Annotated in this window: 23 protein-coding genes; 4 read left to right on the top strand and 19 right to left on the bottom strand. The window is 66.6% G+C overall.

Going from position 1 to position 22,183, the window contains the following annotated elements; genetic code table 11:
* Positions 1-6 precede the first annotated feature (6 nt).
* The 10 genes from gmd to radA all read right to left on the bottom strand — a co-directional run bounded on the left by gmd (position 7) and on the right by radA (position 8,639).
* Positions 7-1,095 carry a GDP-mannose 4,6-dehydratase gene (gene gmd / locus ACTIEY_RS05955; protein ID WP_439518156.1) on the bottom strand — a complete coding sequence of 363 codons (1,089 nt, stop codon included), beginning with the start codon at positions 1,093-1,095 and terminating at the stop codon, positions 7-9.
* 59 nt (positions 1,096-1,154) lie between these two features.
* Positions 1,155-2,156, bottom strand: coding sequence for a Wzz/FepE/Etk N-terminal domain-containing protein (locus ACTIEY_RS05950; RefSeq protein ID WP_439518155.1), 1,002 nt, complete (start codon positions 2,154-2,156; stop codon positions 1,155-1,157).
* Positions 2,086-2,634: a dTDP-4-dehydrorhamnose 3,5-epimerase gene (rfbC, locus tag ACTIEY_RS05945; protein WP_439518154.1), complete on the bottom strand. Its 549-nt coding sequence runs from the start codon at positions 2,632-2,634 to the stop codon at positions 2,086-2,088. Before rfbC ends, ACTIEY_RS05950 begins: the two co-directional genes overlap by 71 nt.
* Positions 2,631-3,521, bottom strand: coding sequence for a glucose-1-phosphate thymidylyltransferase RfbA (gene rfbA / locus ACTIEY_RS05940; RefSeq protein WP_439518153.1), 891 nt, complete (start codon positions 3,519-3,521; stop codon positions 2,631-2,633). Before rfbA ends, rfbC begins: the two co-directional genes overlap by 4 nt.
* The gene (gene rfbD / locus ACTIEY_RS05935) at positions 3,518-4,414 is read right to left on the bottom strand and encodes a dTDP-4-dehydrorhamnose reductase (RefSeq protein ID WP_439518152.1); all 897 of its coding nucleotides are present in this window, start codon (positions 4,412-4,414) and stop codon (positions 3,518-3,520) included. Before rfbD ends, rfbA begins: the two co-directional genes overlap by 4 nt.
* Positions 4,411-5,481 carry a dTDP-glucose 4,6-dehydratase gene (gene rfbB, locus ACTIEY_RS05930; protein ID WP_439518151.1) on the bottom strand — a complete coding sequence of 357 codons (1,071 nt, stop codon included), beginning with the start codon at positions 5,479-5,481 and terminating at the stop codon, positions 4,411-4,413. The genes rfbD and rfbB overlap by 4 nt, the downstream gene beginning before the upstream one ends.
* 97 nt (positions 5,482-5,578) lie before the next feature.
* Entirely contained in the window at positions 5,579-5,788 is a 210-nt protein-coding gene (locus ACTIEY_RS05925) for a zinc-finger domain-containing protein (RefSeq protein ID WP_439518150.1), read from the bottom strand.
* Between the two features lie 10 nt (positions 5,789-5,798).
* The gene (locus tag ACTIEY_RS05920; RefSeq protein WP_439518149.1) at positions 5,799-6,749 is read right to left on the bottom strand and encodes a branched-chain amino acid transaminase; all 951 of its coding nucleotides are present in this window, start codon (positions 6,747-6,749) and stop codon (positions 5,799-5,801) included.
* Positions 6,750-6,802: 53 nt separating this feature from the next.
* On the bottom strand, positions 6,803-7,249 hold the full coding sequence (locus ACTIEY_RS05915) for a glycerate kinase (protein ID WP_439518148.1): 447 nt from the start codon (positions 7,247-7,249) through the stop codon (positions 6,803-6,805).
* Between the two features lie 13 nt (positions 7,250-7,262).
* Positions 7,263-8,639, bottom strand: a complete 1,377-nt coding sequence (radA, locus tag ACTIEY_RS05910; RefSeq protein ID WP_439518147.1) for a DNA repair protein RadA — start codon at positions 8,637-8,639, stop codon at positions 7,263-7,265.
* Positions 8,640-8,706: 67 nt separating this feature from the next.
* Here radA and ACTIEY_RS05905 point away from each other — a divergent pair, with 67 nt between their 5' ends.
* A complete protein-coding gene (locus tag ACTIEY_RS05905) occupies positions 8,707-8,976 on the top strand; it encodes a SemiSWEET transporter (protein WP_439518146.1) in 270 nt (89 codons plus the stop codon).
* A 19-nt stretch (positions 8,977-8,995) separates the two neighbouring features.
* On the opposite strand, the gene ACTIEY_RS05900 is transcribed toward ACTIEY_RS05905, so the two are convergent.
* The 3 genes from ACTIEY_RS05900 to purE are packed head-to-tail and all read right to left on the bottom strand — an operon-like array spanning position 8,996 to position 11,740.
* On the bottom strand, positions 8,996-10,003 hold the full coding sequence (locus ACTIEY_RS05900; RefSeq protein ID WP_439518284.1) for an L-threonylcarbamoyladenylate synthase: 1,008 nt from the start codon (positions 10,001-10,003) through the stop codon (positions 8,996-8,998).
* 10 nt (positions 10,004-10,013) lie between these two features.
* Entirely contained in the window at positions 10,014-11,252 is a 1,239-nt protein-coding gene (locus ACTIEY_RS05895) for a 5-(carboxyamino)imidazole ribonucleotide synthase (RefSeq protein ID WP_439518145.1), read from the bottom strand.
* The gene (gene purE / locus ACTIEY_RS05890) at positions 11,249-11,740 is read right to left on the bottom strand and encodes a 5-(carboxyamino)imidazole ribonucleotide mutase (protein WP_439518144.1); all 492 of its coding nucleotides are present in this window, start codon (positions 11,738-11,740) and stop codon (positions 11,249-11,251) included. Before purE ends, ACTIEY_RS05895 begins: the two co-directional genes overlap by 4 nt.
* Positions 11,741-11,824: 84 nt before the next feature.
* Between purE and trxA the strand changes: the two genes are divergently transcribed.
* Positions 11,825-12,733, top strand: coding sequence for a thioredoxin (trxA, locus tag ACTIEY_RS05885; RefSeq protein WP_439518143.1), 909 nt, complete (start codon positions 11,825-11,827; stop codon positions 12,731-12,733).
* 133 nt (positions 12,734-12,866) lie between these two features.
* Here the strand turns inward: trxA and ACTIEY_RS05880 are convergent, their stop codons facing one another.
* The 3 genes from ACTIEY_RS05880 to ACTIEY_RS05870 all read right to left on the bottom strand — a co-directional run bounded on the left by ACTIEY_RS05880 (position 12,867) and on the right by ACTIEY_RS05870 (position 16,626).
* The gene (locus tag ACTIEY_RS05880) at positions 12,867-13,775 is read right to left on the bottom strand and encodes a phosphoribosylaminoimidazolesuccinocarboxamide synthase (RefSeq protein ID WP_439518142.1); all 909 of its coding nucleotides are present in this window, start codon (positions 13,773-13,775) and stop codon (positions 12,867-12,869) included.
* A 107-nt stretch (positions 13,776-13,882) separates the two neighbouring features.
* Positions 13,883-14,884, bottom strand: a complete 1,002-nt coding sequence (locus ACTIEY_RS05875) for a tripartite tricarboxylate transporter substrate binding protein (protein WP_439518141.1) — start codon at positions 14,882-14,884, stop codon at positions 13,883-13,885.
* 56 nt (positions 14,885-14,940) lie between these two features.
* Complete coding sequence (locus ACTIEY_RS05870; RefSeq protein WP_439518140.1) at positions 14,941-16,626, bottom strand: long-chain fatty acid--CoA ligase; 1,686 nt, start codon at positions 16,624-16,626, stop codon at positions 14,941-14,943.
* A gap of 193 nt (positions 16,627-16,819) precedes the next feature.
* On the opposite strand from ACTIEY_RS05870, the gene ACTIEY_RS05865 reads away from it, so the two are divergent.
* Positions 16,820-17,647, top strand: a complete 828-nt coding sequence (locus ACTIEY_RS05865) for an IclR family transcriptional regulator (protein WP_439518139.1) — start codon at positions 16,820-16,822, stop codon at positions 17,645-17,647.
* 4 nt (positions 17,648-17,651) lie between these two features.
* Here the strand turns inward: ACTIEY_RS05865 and fba are convergent, their stop codons facing one another.
* Together fba and ACTIEY_RS05855 are read right to left on the bottom strand one after the other, a co-directional pair.
* Positions 17,652-18,716 (bottom strand): class II fructose-bisphosphate aldolase, encoded by a 1,065-nt coding sequence (fba, locus tag ACTIEY_RS05860; protein WP_439518138.1) that lies wholly within the window; start codon positions 18,714-18,716, stop codon positions 17,652-17,654.
* A gap of 103 nt (positions 18,717-18,819) precedes the next feature.
* The gene (locus tag ACTIEY_RS05855) at positions 18,820-19,686 is read right to left on the bottom strand and encodes an alpha/beta hydrolase (protein WP_439518137.1); all 867 of its coding nucleotides are present in this window, start codon (positions 19,684-19,686) and stop codon (positions 18,820-18,822) included.
* 167 nt (positions 19,687-19,853) lie between these two features.
* Between ACTIEY_RS05855 and ACTIEY_RS05850 the strand changes: the two genes are divergently transcribed.
* Entirely contained in the window at positions 19,854-20,621 is a 768-nt protein-coding gene (locus ACTIEY_RS05850) for a DUF481 domain-containing protein (RefSeq protein ID WP_439518136.1), read from the top strand.
* Here the strand turns inward: ACTIEY_RS05850 and pyk are convergent.
* Positions 20,618-22,060 (bottom strand): pyruvate kinase, encoded by a 1,443-nt coding sequence (gene pyk / locus ACTIEY_RS05845; protein WP_439518135.1) that lies wholly within the window; start codon positions 22,058-22,060, stop codon positions 20,618-20,620. The two genes, ACTIEY_RS05850 and pyk, sit on opposite strands and share 4 nt — an antisense overlap.
* Positions 22,061-22,183 lie beyond the last annotated feature (123 nt).

Here is a 22,183-nt window from a genome sequence, read left to right as displayed (position 1 = left end):
CCGCGCTCACTCATGGTAGTCATTGGCCGCATACCCATGGCGCTTGACGAGTTCGTCTCTCTCCGCTGATTTAAGGTCTTCGCGGACCATTTCGCTGACCAGTTCCCGGAACGAGATCCGGGGCGACCAGCCCAGCTTGTCCCGGGCCTTGGACGCATCACCCAGCAGCGTTTCCACCTCGGTGGGACGAAAGTAGCGAGGATCGACGGAAACCCGGCAGTTGCCCTGTTCGTCATAGCCCTTTTCCTCGATGCCGCTGCCCTCCCAGCGCATCTTGATGCCCAGCTCGCCTGCGGCTTCATTCACGAAGTCCCGCACGCTGTACTGAACCCCTGTGGCAATGACAAAGTCCTCGGCCTGCGTCTGCTGCAGCATGAGCCACTGCATCTCGACGTAATCCTTTGCATGGCCCCAGTCGCGCAACGCGTTCAGATTGCCCAGGTAAAGGTGATCCTGCAATCCGAGTTTGATGCGTGCCAGCGCACGCGTGATCTTGCGCGTCACGAAGTTCTCGCCGCGAACGGGCGATTCGTGGTTGAACAGGATGCCGTTGCAAGCGTACATGCCGTAGGCCTCCCGGTAGTTCACGGTGATCCAGTACGCATAGAGCTTGGCCACCGCGTAGGGAGAGCGGGGATAGAAGGGCGTGGTTTCCTTTTGCGGCGTTTCCTGAACCAGGCCGTAAAGCTCGGACGTGGAGGCCTGGTAGAAGCGGGTCTTCTTCTCCATGCCGAGGATGCGGATCGCTTCGAGCACGCGCAGGGCGCCCAGGGCGTCTGAGTTGGCGGTGTACTCCGGCTCCTCGAAAGAGACAGCCACGTGGCTCTGGGCGGCGAGGTTGTAGATCTCGTCGGGCTGAACCTGCTGGATGATGCGAATGAGGCTGCTGGAGTCCGTCAGGTCGCCATGGTGCAGGAAGAAGCGCACTCCAGGCTCGTGCGGATCCCGGTAGAGGTGATCGATGCGGGCCGTGTTGAACATGGAAGCCCGGCGTTTGATGCCGTGCACGATGTAGCCCTTGTTCAGCAGGAACTCTGCCAGGTAGGCGCCGTCCTGGCCGGTCACGCCCGTGATCAATGCGATTTTGTTGTTCATGTGCTTGTCCTCTGGTGCTGGGTCGGGATCGTGCGTGGACGAATCCGTCGACGGAAGGCCTACTTCAGGCCGAGTGCGGATCGAAGGCGCAGCAACTTCGGCGCGACCCTGGGATCCCGGGCAGCGCTTTGCCAGGCCTGGGCGACAAAGATCCAGAGCAGCAGAACCATGGCAGTGGCGAGCGCGCTGAGCAGCGCAATCAAGCCCATGTCGGCAGATTTCGGGGCGGAAGGCAGCGTTGGCGGCTGTTTGACCACGGTCCGCGTGTATCCCCGAAGCTGACGCGACGTTTCGAGCACGAGTTCCAGGTACCGGGACTGCAGTTCCCCGATGGCCACGATGGAGACGCCGGCTTCGCCGCGGGTGAGTGGCCTGGCCAGGTTGTCAGTGTTTTCCGTCGCCAGCCGGCCCACCAGTTGCTGCGTGGCTGTCAGTGAACTTTCAGCCAATTTGAGCGTTCGCTCCAGCTCCGCACGCTCCTGCTCGGTGGGCACCGTACTGGCCATCCATTGGTCGATGACGGCGTTGGCCACCGCCTGGGCCTGGGTGGGGGAAGGCATGCCCACTTCCAGGCGCAGCAGCCCGTCCAGGTCGACTTCTGCCTTGATCTGGTTTTGCAGGCGGTTGCGCGCATCCTCTGCCGAAACACCTTCTGCCAGCTTGAACTGTTGCACCACGGGGTCGAGAACCTTCGGGGCCACCATCAGGGCGGCAGCCTGCTGGGCGGTCTGGACCTTGCCGCCCATGATCGAGGTGCGCTGCCCGGGCGGCGGTGATGCGGGCAGCGCCAGGATGGCCTCGCTGATGTAGGTTTTTGGCGCGAAGTGGGCGAGGCCTGCGGCCAATGCGCCCGCCAGCAAGGAGCCGGCGACCAGCAGCTTCCAGTGCTCGGCGACCATGACCAGCAGGTCGAGCAGGCCCACTTCATCCGCCTCTGCGGCTTCCTGCTTCAATTGGATTTCCGTATCTTCAGACGCCACGTGTTTCCCGCTATTCAAACAACTCTGCCTTGTCCAGCCCGACGCCCAGCCGGTCCTTGCCGGAAAGCGACGGCTCGCCACCCTGCAGCGGCCACTCGATCCCGACCGATGGGTCGTTCCAGGCCAGGCAGCGCTCGTGCTCGGGTGCGTAATAGTCGGTGGTCTTGTAGAGAAACTCCGCCGACTCGCTGGTGACCAGGAAGCCGTGGCCGAAGCCCGGTGGTACCCACAGCTGCCTGTGGTTGCTCTCGCTCAATTCAATGCCGACCCAGCGCCCGAACGTGGGCGAACTCTTGCGCAGGTCCACCGCCACATCAAACACCGCGCCGCGCACCACCCGCACCAGCTTGCCCTGGGGTTGCTGGATCTGGAAGTGAATGCCGCGCAAGACGTTTCGCGCACTGCGACTGTGGTTGTCCTGCACGAACCGGTGCTTCAGGCCGGTGGCCTGTTCGAACGCGCGCTCGTTGAAGCTCTCGAAGAAAAAGCCCCGCTCGTCGCCGAACACTTTCGGTTCGATGATCAGCACATCAGGAATGGAGGTAGCAGTCACCTTCATCGCAGCACCTGCTCTTTCAACAAGCGCAGCAAGTACTGTCCATAGCCGTTCTTGGCCAGAGGCTGGGCCAGCTTCTCCAGCTGCGCGCGATCGATCCACCCATTGCGCCAGGAAATTTCCTCAGGGCACGCGATCTTCAGGCCCTGACGATGCTCCAGCGTGGCGATGAACTGGCCGGCTTCCATCAGGCTGTCGTGCGTGCCGGTGTCGAGCCATGCATAACCACGCTGCATGATCTGCACACTGAGCTGGCCGCGGTCCAGGTAGGCCTGGTTCACCGCCGTGATTTCAAGTTCGCCACGCGGGCTGGGCTTGACCGCGCGAGCAATGTCGACCACCTGGTCGTCGTAGAAGTACAAGCCGGTCACGGCGTAGTTGCTCTGCGGCTTGACGGGCTTTTCTTCAATGCTGCGCGCCTTTCCCTGCGCGTCGAAGGCCACCACGCCATAGCGTTCGGGATCGTTCACGTGGTAGGCAAACACGGTCGCGCCACTCGGTTGACGGTCTGCGTCGGCCAGCAGGGTGGTGAAGTCGTGGCCGTAGTAGATGTTGTCGCCGAGCACGAGCGCACTGGGGTGATTGCCCAGGAAGTCGGCGCCGATGATGAACGCTTGCGCGAGGCCGTCGGGGGTGGGCTGCACCGCGTACTGCAGGTTCATGCCCCAGGCGTTGCCATCACCCAGCAGCTGCTGGAAGCGAGGCGTGTCCTGCGGCGTGCTGATCACCAGCACGTCCCGGATGCCCGCCAGCATCAGCGTGGTCAGCGGGTAATAGATCATGGGCTTGTCGTACACCGGCAGCAGTTGCTTGCTGATGGCCAGCGTGGCCGGGTGCAGGCGGGTGCCGGAACCGCCGGCGAGGATGATGCCTTTGCGCTGCAGGGTCATGGTGTGGCCTTGGGTTCGAGGATTTCAGAAAGCATACGCCGCACGCCCGCTTGCCAGGGCGGCAGGGTGAGGCCGAAAGTCTGGCGAAGGCGCGTGGTGTCCAGCCTGGAGTTGAGCGGGCGACGAGCGGGGGTGGGGTAGGCGCTGGTGGGTATGGGCAGCACCTCGCGCGCGCGCAGCACGAGCGAGGGTTGCAGCTCTCGCGCTGTGTCGATCACGAAGCGGGCATAGCCGTGCCACGAGGTTTCGCCCGCCGCGGCAAGGTGGTGAATGCCCTGGCAGGCTGGGTCGCGCAACGCTTCCCGGATCGCATGCGCGGTCACATCGGCAATCAGGTCGGCCCCGGTGGGTGCGCCGATCTGGTCATCGATCACTTTGAGTTCGTCTCGCTCCCCGGCCAGTCGCAGCATCGTGCGGGCAAAGTTGCCGCCGCGCGCGGCATGTACCCAGCTGGTGCGCAGGATGAGGTGGCGCTCGCAATGGGCCTGGATGCGTTGCTCGCCCTCGAGCTTGGTCTGGCCGTAGACGCTCAAAGGGCCGGTCGGTGCGGTCTCGGCGCGGGCAGCATCACCGCTGCCGTCGAACACGTAATCGGTGGAGAAGTGCACCAGCAGGGCCCCGACATCGCGGGCCGCTTCAGCCAGCGCGCCTGGCGCGAGTGCGTTGACGATCTGGGCGAGCTCGCGCTCACTCTCTGCTTTGTCCACGGCGGTGTAAGCCCCTGCGTTCACCACCACGGTGGGGCGTGTCCGCAGGACGACATCGCGCAGTTCTTCCGGCCGGGAGAGATCGGCACCGCGCCGATCCAGCGCCACCAGTTCGCCCAGGGGCGCGAGACTGCGTTGCAGCTCCCAGCCCACCTGACCGTTCTTGCCGAGCAGCAGGATCCTCATGCAGCGCCCGGTGTCCCGTACTGCGCCTGCACCCATTGGCGGTAGTTCCCGCTCTGCACGTTTTCCACCCACTCGGGGTGGTCCAGGTACCACTGAACCGTCTTGCGAATGCCGGTCGCAAAGGTTTCAGCGGGCTTCCAGCCCAGTTCGCGTTCCAGCTTGCGCGCGTCGATGGCGTAGCGCCGGTCGTGGCCGGGGCGGTCCTTCACGTAGGTGATCTGTTGGGCGTACGAGGCGCCATCGGCACGCGGACGCAATTCATCGAGCAGGCCGCAGATGATTCGCACGATTTCGATGTTGGGCTGCTCGTTCCACCCGCCCACGTTGTAGGTTTCACCCAGGCGGCCGTCCTGGAGCACGCGGCGGATCGCACTGCAGTGGTCCTTGACGTAGAGCCAGTCGCGCACCTGCATGCCATCGCCATACACCGGCAGGGGCTTGCCCGCCAGGGCGTTGACGATCATCAGCGGGATCAGTTTTTCCGGGAAATGGTACGGCCCGTAGTTGTTGCTGCAGTTGGTGGTGACCACCGGCAGGCCATGGGTGTGGTGCCAGGCGCGCACCAGGTGGTCGCTGGCGGCCTTGCTGGCCGAATACGGGCTGTTGGGCTCGAAGCCGTGGGTTTCGGTGAAAGCGGGCGCGTCCGGGGCCAGGCTGCCGTACACCTCGTCGGTGCTCACATGCAGGAAGCGGAAGCCGGTGCGCTCGGGCTCGGGCAGCGCTCCCCAGTGGCCGCGCACGGCTTCCAGCAGGCGGAAAGTGCCCACGATGTTGGTCTGGATGAAGTCCTCGGCCCCATGAATGGAGCGGTCGACGTGACTCTCGGCGGCGAAGTGGACCACCGCGCGCGGCCGGTGGGTGGCCAGCAGCCCGGCCACCAGGGCGCTGTCGCCGATGTCACCCTGCACAAAGATGTGGCGTGCATCTCCCTGCAGGCTGGCGAGGCTCTCCAGGTTGCCCGCGTAGGTGAGTTTGTCGAGGTTGACGACGGGCTCGCCATTGAGCGCCAGCCAGTCGAGCACGAAGTTGGCGCCGATGAAGCCGGCGCCACCAGTGACCAGAATCATGAGTCATCCCTGTAATGCGTGGGGTGGATGCCCGGTGGGGCATCCACCGCGCATTATCTTCGCTCCGCCGCCCGGTTCCCCGGCGGCGGTGTCACATTCAGTGACCGGGTGAAACCGCCTCGCCCGCGGCCAGGCGGTACACCGTGCCGCAATACGGGCACTTGGCCTGGCCTGTCGCGGCCACGTCCAGGTACACCTTGGGGTGGCTGTTCCAGAGTTTCATGTCGGCCAGCGGACTGGGGCAGAACACGCCCCCGTGGCTGTTGAGGTCGGTGGCCTTGAGTTCGATGGCGGCGGCTTGGCTCATGGCGTGTTCCTCAGACCCTGGACAACCAGGCGGCGTATTTGGGGTTGCGACCGTTCACGATGTCGAAGAACGCGCTCTGGATCTTTTCGGTGATGGGACCGCGGCTGCCTGCGTAGTCACCCTTGCCCAGCTCGATGCGGTCGAGCTCGCGGATCGGCGTGACTTCGGCGGCCGTGCCGGTGAAGAACGCCTCGTCGGCGATGTAGACCTCGTCCCGTGTGATGCGTTTCTGCACGATCTCAAGCCCGAGGTCCTTGGCGATGTGGAAGACGGTGTTGCGCGTGATGCCGTTGAGCGCGCCGGCCGAAAGGTCGGGCGTGTAGATCACGCCGTTCTTCACCACAAAGATGTTTTCGCCAGCGCCTTCGCTGACGAATCCAGAGGCATCGAGGAGAAGGGCTTCGTCGTAGCCTTCGTCCGTCACTTCCATGTTGGCCAGGATGCTGTTGGTGTAGTTGCTCACCGCCTTGGCCTGCGTCATGGTGATGTTGACGTGGTGGCGGGTGTAGCTGCTGGTCTTCACGCGGATGCCGCGCTTGAGGCCTTCTTCGCCCAGGTAGGCGCCCCAGGCCCAGGCGGCCACCATCAGGTGGATGGTGTTCCCCTTGGGCGAGACGCCCAGCTTCTTGTCGCCGATCCAGGTCAGCGGGCGGATGTAGCAGCTCTCCAGCTTGTTCTCGCGCACCACGGCTTTTTGCGCCTCCATGGCTTCTTCCATGGAAAACGGCAGCTGCATGCGCAGGATCTTGGCGCTGTTGAAGAGCCGCTCGGTGTGCTCCTCCAGGCGGAAAATGGCCGTGCCGCCCACCGCGTTGTAAGCCCGGACCCCCTCGAATGCGCCGCAGCCGTAGTGCAGGGTGTGGGTCAGCACGTGGATCCTGGCGTCGCGCCAGTCGACCATCTGGCCGTCCATCCAGATCTTGCCGTCGCGGTCGGACATCGAGGGAACGATGGGGCTCATGGGGGTCCTTGGTTGGGTTCTTCGGGGCAGTCCGGGCTGCCAAACCGTCGATTTTACGGCGCCGTGCCATGCCCGCTGGACCCGTCAGTCCCGTCGCGGGACTCTTCGGGCGCCGGGCGATCCAGCTTCCAGCGCAGCAGCTTGCCGACCTGGAACTCGGCGGTGACGCTGGAGTCGCCGTTGTCGGTCCAGCGGTACACCTCCGGCTCTACCCCTTCCGCGGACAGCTTCTGCCCCAGCGAACGCGTCTGGGCCGTCACGTGCATCAAGGTCAGGCCGGGCCTCAGCCTGGCGTTGAGCATCACCGCGCTGCCCACGTGGCCAATGGGCTGGTTGGCGGCGCGTTTGAGCACGGTCATGAGGCGCGTCACGTGCAGCAGCAGCCACATCATCAGGCCACCACCGGCGGCGGCGAGGCCCGGCCAGCCATAGGCGCGGTGCGCAAGGTACAGCAGCACGCCGGCTGCGAGGATCACGAAGGGTTTCTGTAGCTTCTGCATGGCCGACATTTTGTCAGCCCAACCCTCTGGCCACTTCCATGGCCTCCTCGATCCGCTCCACCCCGTGCACGGTCAGGCCCTCAAAGGCCTTGTCGCCCTTGCGGGGCAGGTTGGCCTTGGGCACCACCGCCACCGAAAAACCCAGCTTGGCAGCTTCCTTCAGCCGCTCCTGGCCGCGCGGGGCTGGGCGCACCTCGCCGGCCAGGCCCACCTCGCCGAAGGCAATGAAGCCCTTGGGCAGGGCGCGGGCACGCAGGCTGGAGGTGATGGCCAGCATGACGGCCAGGTCGGCCGCCGGCTCGCTGATGCGCACACCGCCCACCGCGTTGACGAACACGTCCTGGTCCATGCAGGCCACGCCGGCGTGGCGGTGCAGCACCGCCAGCAGCATGGCCAGTCGGTCGCGGTCCAGACCCACGCTCAGGCGACGCGGCGAGGGCCCACCGCTGTCCACCAGCGCCTGGATCTCCACCAGCATCGGCCGTGTGCCCTCCAGCGTCACCATCACGCAACTGCCAGGCACCGGCTCGCTGTGCTGGCTCAGGAAGATCGCGCTCGGGTTGCTCACGCCCTTGAGCCCCTTTTCGGTCATGGCGAACACACCGATCTCGTTGACGGCGCCAAAGCGGTTCTTGATCGCGCGGATCAGCCTGAAGCTGCTGTGCGTATCGCCTTCGAAGTACAGCACGGTGTCCACCATGTGTTCCAGCACGCGCGGGCCGGCCAGCGCGCCTTCCTTGGTGACGTGACCGACCAGCACGATGGCCGTGCCGCTGGCCTTGGCCGCCCGCGTCAGATGGGCCGCGCATTCGCGCACCTGCGCCACGGAACCGGGCGCCGAGGTGAGCTGCTCGGAATACACGGTCTGGATCGAGTCGATGACCGCAATCGCCGGCTGCGTGGCCTGCAGCGTGGACAGGATCTTTTCCAGCTGGATCTCTGCGAGCACGCTGACCTGCGAACCGTCCAGCCCGAGTCGGCGAGAACGCAGGGCGACCTGGGCGCCGCTTTCCTCCCCGGTCACATAGAGCGTTTTCAGGCCCGCGCGCTGCAGCGAATCCAGCGCCTGAAGCAGCAGCGTGGATTTGCCGATGCCCGGGTCGCCGCCGATCAGGACCACCCCGCCTTCCACGATGCCCCCGCCCAACACACGGTCGAGCTCATCGTGGCCGGTGGGCGTGCGCTGCACGTCGGTGGCATCGATGTCGGCCAGTGTGGTGACCTCGGCCGTTTTCGCGAGCGAGGCAAAGCGGTTCTTCGCTGGCGCCGTGGATTCCGCCACCGACTCGATCAGCGTGTTCCAGGCGTTGCAGTGCGGGCACTTGCCCAGCCACTTCGGGCTGTTGCCACCGCACTCGGTGCAGGTGTATTGGGTTTTGTCTTTGGCCATGTGCTGGGCAATATAGTCGAGTGCGTGGATGCCGGCGGCAACGGCATGCGTTCCGTATCATCCCGCCATGCCCAGCAATGAACTCATCGGCTTTTGCGCCGCCTTCCTCACCACGGCGAGCTTCGTGCCGCAGGCGTGGTTGACGTTTCGAACGCGCGACGTGAGTGGCATTTCGCTGGGCATGTACAGCGTGTTCACGCTGGGTGTGGCGCTCTGGCTGGTGTATGGCCTCAGCCTCGCGGCGTGGCCGATCGTGGTGGCCAATGCGATCACGCTGGCGCTTGCCGTGTCGATCCTGGTGATGAAGCTGCGCTACCGCAAAGCGAGCGCGCGCTGAGACCGCCCGGCGCCCGGCTTCAGGCTGCCGCGCGCTGCAGCCGGTCGCGCACGCCGTCCCAGGCGGCGTCGCCCGGTGGCGTTTCCACCCAGATTAGGCGCACGCCGGTGGCGTCGAGTTCGCGCAGCACGGCGAACAGTTCCTGGGCGCACCGCGCGGCGTCCAGCGGCATGCGTCGCACGGCCACGCCACGGGCCGTCTTGAGCGGGCTGTGCGCGTAGATGGCAATGTGCCGGGCGTCGCTGCCGAGCACGTCGAGCGCGGCCTGCAATGGCTGGGTGTCCATCAGCCGCACCTGGGCGCTGGGCGCGTAATGTGATTCGAGCGTGCCCGATGCGCGGGGCGCGGCGTCGTCGCGCGATCGCACGGTCTGCCCACAGGCGGTTTCAAGCTGCGCGATGGTGATCATGCCCGGGCGCAGCAGCACGGGGTGTCCACGCGTGGCGTCCACGATGGTCGACTCGATGCCCACCGGACACGCGCCGCCGTCCAGGATCAGCAGATCCTGTTCTGAAAGTGCGGCGAATTCTTCGGCCACGTGCGCTGCAGTCGTGGGGCTCACGCGGCCAAAGCGGTTGGCGCTGGGCGCGGCCACGCCGTTCACGCCGAGCCGGGCGGCCGCGGCCAGCAACGCCTGTGCCACCGGGTGACTCGGGCATCGAAGGCCCACCGAATCCTGGCCACCTGCAGCCACGGCAGCCACCTCGCTTCGCCGCGGCAGGATGAGCGTGAGCGGCCCGGGCCAGAACGACTGCATGAGCGCGGCGGCGAAGGGTGGCACTTCGCGTGCATAGTGGTCGACGCCGGCGCGCCAGCCAGAGGCACCCCCGCCGGAGGCCACGTGCACGATCAAGGGGTGGTCGCTCGGGCGGCCCTTGGCTTCGAAGATGCGGTGCACCGCGGTCGCGTTGTCGGCGTCGGCCGCCAGGCCGTACACGGTTTCGGTGGGCATGCCCACCAGCGAACCGTCGGCCAGGCGCTGCGCCGCGGCATCGATGGCCTGGGCGTCGCCAGCGGGCAGCAACAACGGCATGTGATCAGGCGCCCATCGCCGGCAGGCCGAGCAGCGCGAGCACCTTCGCGGTGGTCTCGCGCACGTGCGCCACGGTGGACGCGGTGATGTTCAGGTGCCCCATCTTGCGCCCCGGGCGCGCATTGAGCTTGCCGTAGAGGTGCAGGTGGGTCCCCGGCAGGGCGAGCACCTGCGCCCAGGGCGGTGACGTGGCGCGCTCGGTGCGCTGAGTGCGCACGGCATTGGGCTCGAACCACAGGTCACCCAGCAGGTTGACCATGATGGCAGGGCTGTGCTGGCGCGGCGCGGGCAAGGGCAGGCCGGCGAGTGCGCGCACCTGCGCTTCAAACTGCGAGATGTCGCAGGCGTTCTGCGTGTAGTGGCCGCTGTTGTGCGGGCGGGGTGCCATTTCGTTGACGACGAGGTCCAGCGCGCCTGTGGCGCTCTCCACCACGAAGTACTCCACGCAGAGCACACCCACGTAGCGCAGGTGGTCGGCAATGGCCACCGTGCTGGCCTGGGCGCGCTGGGCGAGGGCCGGGTCGAGTGCGCCTTCGAACACCTCGGTCAGCGCGAGGATGCCATCGTGGTGCGTGTTCTTCTGGACCGGAAAGCTCACCGTAGCGCCATCGGCGCCGCGCGCCACGATCACCGAACATTCCGCGCGCAGCCTGAGCATCTTCTCCAGCACGCAGGGCACCTTGTCCATGGCGTCCCACGCCGCCGCGAGTTCCTCACGCGTGGTCACGCGCGCCTGGCCCTTGCCGTCGTAGCCCATCCGCGCCGTCTTCAGGATGCCGGGGAGCAGATCCGCCGGCACGGCCGCGAGCATTGCGTCGGTGGTGATCACCGCATGCGGCGCTGGGCTCACGCCGCTGATGGCCGCGCAGTCCGTGAAGTGCGCCTTTTCCTTCACCCGGTCCTGAGCCACCGCCACGCAGGCGGCCGAGGGGGCCACCGTGCGCTGCGCCGCCAGCGCGAGCAATGCAGGCGCGGGCACATTCTCGAATTCGGTGGTGATGGCGTCGCAGCGCTGCGCGAGTTGCGCCAGGCCGGCTTCGTCAGCGTAGGGCGTCTTGATGTGGTGGTGGCTGATGAGCCCGGCCGGGCTGGCCGGATCGGGGTCGAGCACCGCGGTGGTGTAACCCATGGCCTGCGCCGCCTGCACGAACATGCGCCCGAGCTGGCCGCCACCCATCACACCCAGCGTGATGGGCTGGCCGGCGGACGAGGTGTCGCCGGGAAGGTAGGTCTTGAGGTTCATGTCGGCGGCAGGCTCATGCTGCGCGCGGCGGCGGTCTGCTGGGCGCGGAAAGCCTCCAGCTTCTCGCGCAGCGCGGCGTCGTGACACGCCAGCATGGCCACCGCGAACAGCGCCGCATTGGCCGCCCCGGCCGCGCCGATGGCGAACGTGGCCACCGGCACGCCCTTGGGCATCTGCACGATGCTGTGCAGCGAGTCCACGCCGCTCAGGTGCTTGCTGGCCACAGGCACGCCCAGCACCGGCACCACCGTCTTGGCCGCCAGCATGCCCGGCAGGTGCGCGGCGCCGCCCGCACCGGCGATGATGGCCTTCAGACCCCTCGATGCAGCGGTTTCGGCGTAGGTGAACATGTCGTCGGGCATGCGGTGCGCCGAGACCACGCGCGCCTCGTGCGCGATGCCGAAGTCCTGCAGGATCTGCACGGCGTGCTGCATGGTGTCCCAGTCGCTGCTGGAACCCATGAGCACGCCCACTTGGATGGGATTCATGAAGGTGCGCTCTCCGGTAAAGTGTCGATTTTACGTTTGGGCCGTGCTGCGGCACCGCCCAGGTCTCCTCTGCAGGCTCCTCCCATGATCAACGTCACCGTCGCCAATTTCGAAGCCGAAGTCATCCAGGCTTCGCAACATACGCCCGTGCTGGTCGATTTCTGGGCGCCCTGGTGCGGACCCTGCAAGGTGATCGGCCCCTTGCTGGAAAAGCTCGAGGTCGACTACGCTGGCCGATTCAAGCTCGTCAAGATCGATTCGGACGAAGAGCAGCAACTCGCCGCCGCCTTCGGCATCCGCAGCATCCCCACCTGCGTGCTGCTCATGAACGGCCAGCCGGTCGATGGCTTCATGGGGGCGCTGCCCGAAGGCCAGATCAAGGCGTTCCTGGACAAGCACCTGCCCAGCGCCGAGGAAGTGCAAGCCGAAGAGGTGGAAGCCGAAGCGCTGGACGCGCTGGCTGAAGGCGACATCGAAGGTGCGCTGGAGAAGATGCAGCAGGCCGTGCAGACCGATCCGGACAACGACGATGCGCGCTTCGATCTGGTGAAGCTCCTGCTGGAGCTGGGTCAGGACGACGACGCCAAGGTGGCGTTCGCACCCGTCATTGCCAAGGCAGCCGGCGTGCGCCGGCTCGATTCCCTGCAGCGCTGGATGACCGCGCGCGACGCCCAGGCCAGCATCAACGACCCCGAGGCGCGCGCCGCCGAACTGCAGGCGGCGGTGGCCGCCAACAAGCGCGACTTCGAATCGCGCTTCGCACTGGCCCAACTGCTCATGGCTTTCGGGCAATGGGTGCCCGCCATGGACGAGCTGCTGGAGATCCTGATGCGCGACAAGGCCTGGAACGAAGACCTGGCGCGCAAGACCTTCATCGCCATCCTCGACATCATCGAACCACCCAAGCCCAAGGTGGCCGAGGGCCAGGTGCCGCCCGAAGACCCGACGGTGGCGACGTACCGGCGCCGGCTGTCTTCGGTGGTCCTGAGTTGAAAACATCCCGTTCGCCCTGAGCCCGTCGAAGGGCTCACGCACACAGGTTCGTGGAGGGGCTTCGACAAGCTCAGCCCGAGCGGGTCTTTGCTCAGTCCACCGGGGAATTGGACTCAGCCCTGACTTACGGGCTTCAGCCCATCAACCGCGTCAGCGCTTCCTGGTACTTCGCAGCCGTCTTCTCGATCACCTCTTTCGGCAGGCGCGGTGCCGGAGGCGTCTTGTCCCAAGGCTTGCCGCCCACTTGGGCCGTTTCCAGCCAGTCGCGCAGGAACTGCTTGTCGTAGCTCGGCGGGTTGTGGCCCACCACATAGCTCTCGGCGGGCCAGTAGCGCGAGCTGTCGGGGGTGAGCACCTCGTCCATCAGAACCAGCTTGCCGGCCTTGTCCAGGCCGAATTCGAACTTGGTGTCCGCGATGATGATGCCCTTCTTCAGGGCGATGGCCGCTGCGGCCTTGTAGAGCGCAATCGACACGTCGCGGATCTGCGCGGCCAGCTCGGGGCCGATCATCTCCACCGTGCGCTCGAAGGTGATGTTTTCGTCGTGCTCGCCCATGGCCGCCTTGGCCGCCGGGGTGTAGATGGGTTCGGGCAACTGGGACGCGTTCTGCAGGCCCTCGGGCAGCGTCACGCCGCACACCGAGCGGCTCTCCTGGTATTCCTTCCAGCCGCTGCCCGCCAGGTAGCCGCGCACCACGGCTTCCACAGGAATCGGCTTCAGTCGCTGCACCAGCATCGAACGGCCCTGGACCTGCGCCACTTCGTCGGGCGAGACCACGCTCTCGGGCGCATCGCCGGTGAGGTGGATGGGACAGAGGTTCAAACCCTTGGGGCCGAGCTGGTCGAACCAGAACAGCGAGAGTTTCGTGAGCAGTTCGCCCTTGCCCGGGATGGGCTCGCCCATGATCACGTCGAACGCACTGATGCGGTCGCTGGCCACCATGAGGATGCGGTCGTCGCCCACGGCGTAGTTGTCGCGCACCTTGCCGCGCGCCAGCAGGGGCAGGGAGGTCAGGGCCGAGGTGTGCAGGGCAGAGGTCATGATCGGATCGGGAAAAGGCGGCACAAGAAAAAAGCCCGTTGAACAGCCAACGGGCTTTGAACCATTCCGGGGGATTATCGCAAGTTGGAGCCCCCGTGTGCGGCGCCTTACTTTGCCGCCAGGCCGAGGCGCTCGATCAGCGCCTTGTCCTTGACGAAGGTCTCGGCGGCCCACTTGCGGTAGTCGTCGCCATTGCGGTACCACATGGCCTGGTTGAGCTGGCCCAGGACTTCGATGTGCTTCGGGTCGTCCATGGCTTTCTTGAAGGCATCGTGCAGCGCCTTCACCACGGCCGGGTCCATGCCCTTGGGGCCGGCCAGGCCATAGGGCGAGGTGGACACCACGCCGTAGCCCAGTTCCTGGGCCGTCGGCACTTCGGGCCAGCGCTGGGTGCGCTGTTCGCCGAACGTGACCAGCAGGCGCATCTGGCCGGCGTCCACGTACTTGTCCCAGCCGCTGGCATCGCTCTGCGCCATCACGTGGCCGCCCAAAAGGGCCGACTGCAGGTCGGCGTTGCCCTTGAACGGCACGTGCACCAGTTGCACCTTGGCGTTGCCGGCGAGTTCTTCCATCAGCAGGTGGGGGCTGCTGCCGGTGCCGGTGGAGCCGTAGTTGATCTGTCCGGGCTGCTTGCGAGCGGCCTCGATGTAGTCCTTGAACGTCTTGTAGGGCGAGTCGGACTTGACCGTGAGACCGAAGGTGTAGCCCGAGACGCCGATGATGTAGGTGAAGTCGGTGAGCGGGTCCCAGGTCGACTTCTGCATGTGGGGCAGGCGCAGCAGGCCCAGCGGGAACTGGGCGATGGTGTAGCCGTCGGGCTTGGCCGTCTGCGCCATCGCGGCGGGGCCGAGGGTGCCGCCGGCGCCCGGCTTGTTCTCGATCACGATGGGTTGACCGAGGTGTTTGCCGGCGAGCTCGGCCAGCGCGCGCAGGTGGCGGTCGGTCGAGCCGCCAGCCGGCCACGGGATGATGAGCGTGACCGGGCGGCTGGGATAGGCCTGTGCCTGGGCGGCGCCCCAAGGGGCCACGCCGGCACCGGCGGTGGCCGCGGCGGCCAGCAGCAACGAGCGGCGGCGCTGCGATGGCGGACGGGAAATGGGTTCGTTCATGGTGTTGTCTCCTTCAGGGGCGGGGTGGGTAAGGCAGGGTGGCGGGGGGCGAGGGATCAGGGGGGATGGGTCAAGGCGTCGCGCGCGGCCTGCTGCTCCTGCAGTTCGCGCCACATGACCTTGCCGCTGCCCGAACGGGGCAGCGAGTCGACGAATTCCACGGTGCGGGGGCTCTTGTAGGCGGCCATGTGGCCGTGCGCCCAGTCGATCACGTCCTGTTCGCTGACCTGTCCGCGCTGCTCCGGGCGCAACACCACCAGCGCCTTGACGCTCTCGCCGCGCCGCGCGTCGCGCACGCCGATGACGCAGGCTTCCTGGATGGCGGGGTGGTGGTACATGAGGGCCTCCACCTCCGCCGGCCAGACCTTGTAGCCGCTGGCGTTGATCATGCGCTTGAGGCGGTCGGTCATGAAGAAATAGCCTTCTTCGTCCACATGGCCGAGATCGCCGGTGCGCAGGAAGCGCCGGCCTTCGATGTCGATGAAGGCGGCGCTGGTGGCGTCGGCGTTGTGCCAGTAGCCCTGCATGAGCTGCGGCCCGTGCACCACGATCTCGCCGGTTTCGCCGGCCGGCAGTTCGGCCAGCGTGTCCGGGTGGATCACGCGGGCGTCCACATCGAACACTGGCAGGCCGAGGCACTGGCGCTTGGGCCGATGCATGGGGTTGATGTGGGTGGCGGCCATCGTTTCCGACATGCCGTAGCCTTCGATGTAGTCCAGCCCCGTGAGTGCCTTGAGCCGTGCGGCGAGTGCGTCCGGCATGGCCGCGCCGCCGCCGCGGATGCAGGCCAGGCTGGAGAGGTCGATCTGGTCGATGCCCGGATGGCCGAGGAAGTCGATCACCATGGTGGAAATCGCCTGCCAGACCGTGACGCGGTAGCGCTGCATGCAAAGGGCGGCGACCTCGCGATCCCAGCGCGAGAGCACCACCAGCGTGGCGCCGGCGTAGAGCGGTCCGTTCAGGCTGCCCGAAAGGCCGGTGACGTGGAAGAACGGCAGCACCGACAGACAGACCGAATCCTGCGAGGTGCCGAACCAGCGCACGCCACCCACCAGCGTGCTCATGACGCTGCGGTGCGTGTGCATGCAGCCCTTGGGCAGGCCGGTCGTGCCCGAGGTGTAGGGCATGGCGCAAAGGTCGTCCGGCCCGGTGGACAAGGGACCCGGCGCGAGATCGCGTGCCACCGCGTCGGCCCAGGCGATGAGGCCGTCTTCCTCCAGCGGCTCGCGCGAGGCCGTTACGAAGTCGGGCACGCGCAGGTCCGTGGGCGCGCGAAGGTGGTCGCTGTAGGTGGCGACGATCGCATGGCGCAGGCCGCCCAGGGGCGCCATCAACGGGCGCACCTGTGGTAGCAGGTCCTGCGCCACGAAGGCGACGGTGGCACCGCTGTCCTCGATGCAGTGGCGCAGTTCCTCCACGCGGTTCATGGGGTTGACCGGCACCACCACCGCGCCGGCGCGCAGGACGGCATGAAATGCCAGCGCCCACTGCGGGCTGTTCTGCATGCACAGCAGCACGCGGTCGCCCGGCACCACGCCGCACACCTGCTGCAGGTGGCCGGCGAGCCGTTCGGCCTCGCGCAAGGCCTGCGCGTAGGTGAGCACGGTGTCGTAGTAGACGATGAAGGGCTTGTCGGGGTAGCGCCGGGCCGAGACCTCAAGGTTGTGGAAGACGTGCGTCTGCGGCAGCGTGAGGTGACGCGGCAGTCCGGGTGGCCAGTGGGCCGGGGGCAAGGACGTCATGTGATTTGAATTCCGCCCAGCGGAACGAATGGGGCGGTGAATTCAATATACGGCGCCGCATCCCGGGCGTAAATCCCGATCAGGGAAATCGAGCATGCCGGCTTGTCGCCTGGGATGCACCCGTTCCGACAAGCGGAATATGATGCGATGCATCGTCGCGTTTTATTCCGGTGTGCAGAAAACGGAGCTTTTCATGGGTCGCCAGCGCCACAGCCAGTCCCACCTCCAAGCAGACGCCGATCCGGCGACCGACCGACGCTTCGTCACGGCGCTCGCTCGCGGGTTGTCGGTGTTGCGCTGCTTCGGCCCGTCCGACCGGTGGCTGGCGCACCAGGAACTGGCCCGTCGCACCGGGTTGCCGCAGGCCACCGTATCGCGCCTCACCTTCACGCTCACGGGCCTGGGCTACCTGCGCCATCGGCCCGCCAGCGGTGAATACGCCTTGAGTCCGGCGGTGCTTGCGCTCGGGTTCAGCGTGCTGTCCAACTTCCAGGTCGGGCGCATTGCGCGGCCCTTCATGGAAACGCTGGCCGAACACACGCAGGCTGCCATTTCGCTCGGCGTGCGCCACGACACATCCGTGGTCTATGTGGCGCATTGCCGCAGCACGGCGCGGCTCATCCTGGGGCTGGATGTGGGCACGCGCCTGCCGTTCGCCGAAACGGCCATGGGCCGCGCGATCTGGTGTGCCGCCACCGAGGGCATGCAGTCGTTGATGGCGCGCCGCCTGCAGGCCGAATCGCCCGAACGCTGGCCCGAGCGCGAGGCCGGCCTGAGACGCGCACAGGCTGAGTGCGCGCAGCGAGGCTACGCGGTGTCTGCATCGGAATGGGAGGCCGAGATCGCCGCCATCGGCGTGGGCCTGGACCTGGGGGACGGGCGCGAACCGATGTCGCTCACGGTGGGTGGGCCGGCCTCGCGCCTGCACGGGGCGCTCCTGCACGAAGACTTCGCGCCGGCACTGGTGCGCACTGGCCGCGAGATCGTGGCCGCCATCCAGGCGGCCGCCTGGGAGGATTGAATCCTCAGTTCACGACCTGGGCGAGTTCGCCCTTGGCGTACTTGGCCGCCACCACCTGCAGGCTTTCGCCCTTGATCTTGCTGCCCTGGCCTTCGCAGCCGAACTCGATGTAACGCTGCTTGCAGACCGCCTTGGCGGCCTCGCGCGCGGGCTTGAGCCACTCGCGGGCGTCGAACTTGTCCGGGTTCTCGGCCAGGAACTTGCGCACCGCGCCGGTCATGGCCAGGCGGATGTCGGTGTCGATGTTGATCTTGCGCACGCCGTGCTTGATGGCTTCCTGGATTTCCTTGATCGGCACGCCGTAGGTTTCCTTCATCTTGCCGCCGTACTGGTTGATGATGGCCAGCAACTCGGGAGGCACGCTGGAGGACCCGTGCATCACCAGGTGCGTGTTGGGAATCCGCTGGTGGATTTCCTTCACGCGGCTGATGGCCAGGATGTCACCCGTGGGCGGGCGGCTGAACTTGTAGGCGCCGTGGCTGGTGCCGATGGCAATCGCCAGCGCGTCGAGCTGCGTGGCCTTGACGAACTGGGCGGCTTCTTCCGGGTCGGTCAGCATCTGGCTGTGGTCGAGCTTGCCTTCGGCACCAATGCCGTCTTCCTCGCCCGCTTCACCGGTTTCCAGGTTGCCGAGGCAGCCGAGTTCGCCTTCCACCGTGACGCCGACCTTGTGCGCCATCTCCACCACCTTGCGGGTGACTTCGGTGTTGTAGTCGAACGAAGCGGGCGTCTTGCCGTCTTCCATCAGCGAGCCATCCATCATCACGGAGCCAAAGCCCAGGTTGATCGCGCCTTCGCAGACCTTGGGCGAGGTGCCGTGGTCCTGGTGCATCACCAGGGGAATGTGCGGATAGGCCTCCATGGCGGCCTGGATCAGGTGCTTGATGAACGGCTCGCCGGCGTACTTGCGGGCGCCAGCGCTGGCCTGCAGGATCACGGGTGCACCGACTTCGTCGGCAGCGGCCATGACGGCCTGCACCTGTTCGAGGTTGTTGACGTTGAACGCTGGAATGCCGTAGCCATTGGCGGCGGCGTGGTCGAGCAGTTCGCGCATGGAAACGAGCGCCATGTGAATCCCCTAGTTCAGTTGGTAACCGTGGTGTAACCCGAGAGTTTAACTTTGGGGGGCAGGGCACAGCCGGATCCAGCCGCGCCAAATGTCACGCGATGCGTCAGCTTGTGGGCTGCAGCAGGAAGGCGCTGAGGCGGTCCAGCACGGGCGCGAGTCCCCGCAGGGGCGGCGCCAGCGCGCCGACCAGCGTGGTGTGGCTCACGCGGTCGAGCAGCTCCATCTCCACCGGCGTGCCTTTGCGCCGGAGCGCCTCGGCCAGCGCCAGGGTGTTGCGCTGAGGGTTCACCAGCGTGTCGCTGCGGGCGGCCAGCAGCAGTGCCCGGCGCGTGGGTGCCGCGTGGGCACGGGCATGCCACAGGGGCTGCGAATCGGCGGGGGTGCCCGGCCACTCGAAGGCCACCTGCACGTCGGGGTTGCCGATCGGCAGAAAGTCGTAGGGACCGGCCAGGCCGGCCCAACCGGCGATGGGCTCACCGCCCAGCCAGCGCGGATCCAGCGCCAGCATGGCCGCGTTGTAGGCGCCCGCGCTGTGCCCCACGATGAAGAGGCGGCTGCGCGACGCGCCGAACGCCGTGGCCTGCGCGCCGGCCCAGCGCACCGCCATCGCACAGTCTTCCAGGAACACGGGGTAGCGCACGGCAGGGCTCAGGCGGTAGTCCGCCACCACGGTGACGATGCCGCGCGAGGCCAGGGCTTCGCCGACGAAGCGGTAGTCGGCGCGCGAGCCGCTGCTCCAGCTGCCGCCGTAGAAGAACACCGCCATGGGCGCACCCGTCACGGCCGGGGCCGGGAGGTAGATGTCGGCGCGCTGGCGCTCGGCGGGCCCGTAGGGCAGGTCGCGTTTGACCGTGTGGGTGTGCGAAGGCACCGTCGCGTTGATCAGGCGCAGTGGGGAACAGGCCTGCAGCAAGGGCGCGAGGCCCAGCAGGCCAAGCCAGCGGCGGCGGCGTGAAAGTGTGGTGGTCAAGGCGGTGGAAGGTGGCGAAGTCATGAATGGAATACGCAAGCCATCGTGCACCGGATTCGGGCGAAGAAACGATTGGTCACAAATCCCGCGGAACTGGAGTGCATGCTCGATGAACCCTCTGGGTGAGAAGAAGCCAGAACTCCCGTACCAACAAGAAAGGAATCGCCATGTCCCGTCGTCCGTTGTTCGTGACGCTCACCGCCGTCGCCGCCCTGATGGCGCCGCCGCTTTCGCAAGCCCAGGTCACGCTCAAGCCCGATGGGCAATGGCGCTACCTGCTCACGGCGGGCGCCAACGTCTCCTCGGGCAACAACGATGCCCGCTCGCTCAACCTCTCGGGTGAAGCCGCCCGGCAGACGGATGACGACAAGTGGATCTGGAACGCGCGGGCCGACCAGGCCCGCAACGCGGGGGTCTCTACCACCGACCGCTACGTGCTGCGCACGCAGTACGACCGCAACATCTCGCCCGACTGGTTCGGCTTCGGCTCGGGCGAGACGCTGCGCGACCAGCTCGCCAACATCGATGCGCGGTATTCGGTGGCCAGCGGTGTGGGTCGCCACCTCTGGCGCGAGGAACGTGGCTACTTCGACGTGTCGGCCGGTCTGGGCTACACCTACGACCGCTACATCAACTCCACCGACATCGCCGGCGCCATGCGCGACCGCTACGGTCGCCTGGAACTGGTGCTGGCTGAAGAATCCAGCCACAAGCTCACCGAGACCACGAGCCTGCGCCAGAAGTTCACCCTGTTGCCGGACCTGCGCGATTCCGGCAAATACCGCGCGGTGCTCGACACCGGCCTGACGGTGGCCATGACGCCCACCTTGAACCTGTCCGCAGGCTTGAGCTACCGCTACGACAGCGACCCTGGCACCGGACTGGAGAAGACCGACGCCATGTTCGTGACCGGGGTGTCCTTGAGGTTCGACTAACCCGCCTTGCAGATCTTCAACGTGTTCGTGCCACCGGGCTGCCCCATGGGCTCGCCCACGGTGATGGCATAGACATCCCCGGTTTCCACGATGCCGCGCTTCTTCAGGTGCGCCTCGGCGTCCATCAGCGCGGAGTCGCGGTCGATGCTGTTGTCCATGAGCAGCGGGCGCACATTGCGGTAGAGCGTCATCCGCCTTTGGGTGGAGAGGTTGGGCGTCATGGCGTAGATCGGCATGCGCACGTTGTGCCGGCTCATCCACAGCGCGGTGGAACCTGAGTCGGTGAGCGCCACGATGGCCTTGGCGCCCAGGTGGTGCGCGGTGAACAGCGCGCCCATGGCGATCGACTGGTCGATGCGCTTGAAGGTCTTGCCCTGGAAGTCGGCCGTGAGTTCGCGGTATTCCGCCTTCTCGGCTTCGGTGCAGATGTTGGCCATCTCCAGCACGGTCTCCAGCGGGTAGCGGCCGGCGGCGGTCTCGGCGCTCAGCATCACGGCGTCGGTGCCGTCGAGCACGGCATTGGCCACGTCGCTCACCTCGGCGCGCGTGGGCACCGGGTTGACGATCATCGACTCCATCATCTGCGTGGCCGTGATCACCACCTTGTCCATCTCGCGGGCCAGGCGGATCATGTGTTTCTGCAGGCCCGGCACCGCCGCGTTGCCCACCTCCACCGCCAGGTCGCCGCGCGCGACCATGATGCCGTCGGACACCTTGAGGATGTTGGCGAGTTCGGGAATGGCTTCGGCGCGCTCGATCTTGGCGATCAGCGCCGGCCGGTGGTTCAGGTGCGCACCGGCCACGTTGCAGAGCTGGCGCGCCAGCTCCATGTCGGTCGCGCTTTTGGGGAAGCTCACCGCCACGTAGTCGGCCTGCAGGCCCATGGCGGTCTTGATGTCGTCCATGTCCTTGGCGGTCAGGGCCGGCGCGGTGAGGCCGCCGCCCTGCTTGTTGATGCCCTTGTTGTTCGAGAGCTCGCCGCCCATCTTTACCGTGGTGTGCACGGCAGGCCCTGCCACCTTGTCCACCGTGAGCACGATCAGGCCGTCGTTGAGCAGCAGGATGTCGCCCGCCTTGACGTCGCGCGGCAGTTCCTTGTAGTCCAGCCCCACGCCCTCCATGTCGCCGGGCTCGGTTCGCGAGGCGTCCAGCACGAAGGGCTGGCCGGGTTCGAGCATGACCTTGCCCTGCGCGAACTTGCCCACACGGATCTTCGGCCCCTGCAGGTCGGCCATGATGCCGACCTCGCGGCCGGCGCGCTGGGCGGCCGCGCGCACGAGTTCGGCGCGGTCGATGTGGTCCTGCGCGACACCGTGCGAGAAATTCAGACGCACCACGTTCACGCCGGCACGGATCATTTTTTCGAGAAGGGCGGGATCGCTGGAGGCGGGGCCGAGGGTGGCGACGATCTTGGTGGCGCGGCGCAGGGGCGATGGCATCGGGTCAGTCTCCTGAAAGTGAAAGGCCGGCGGCGCCGGCTTGTAATTTGATTTCAATTGTCCATGAAACCGGTTACCGGGTGGTTACGGCGCCCGGGGCCGGGCACCGCGATAGAGTAGCCG

This window comes from Hydrogenophaga sp., from assembly GCF_051858985.1.
In the GTDB taxonomy this organism is placed as follows: Bacteria; Pseudomonadota; Gammaproteobacteria; order Burkholderiales; family Burkholderiaceae_C; genus Hydrogenophaga.
The sequence above is the reverse complement of the archived record's forward strand: the minus strand, read 5'-3'. Positions and strand labels throughout refer to the sequence as shown.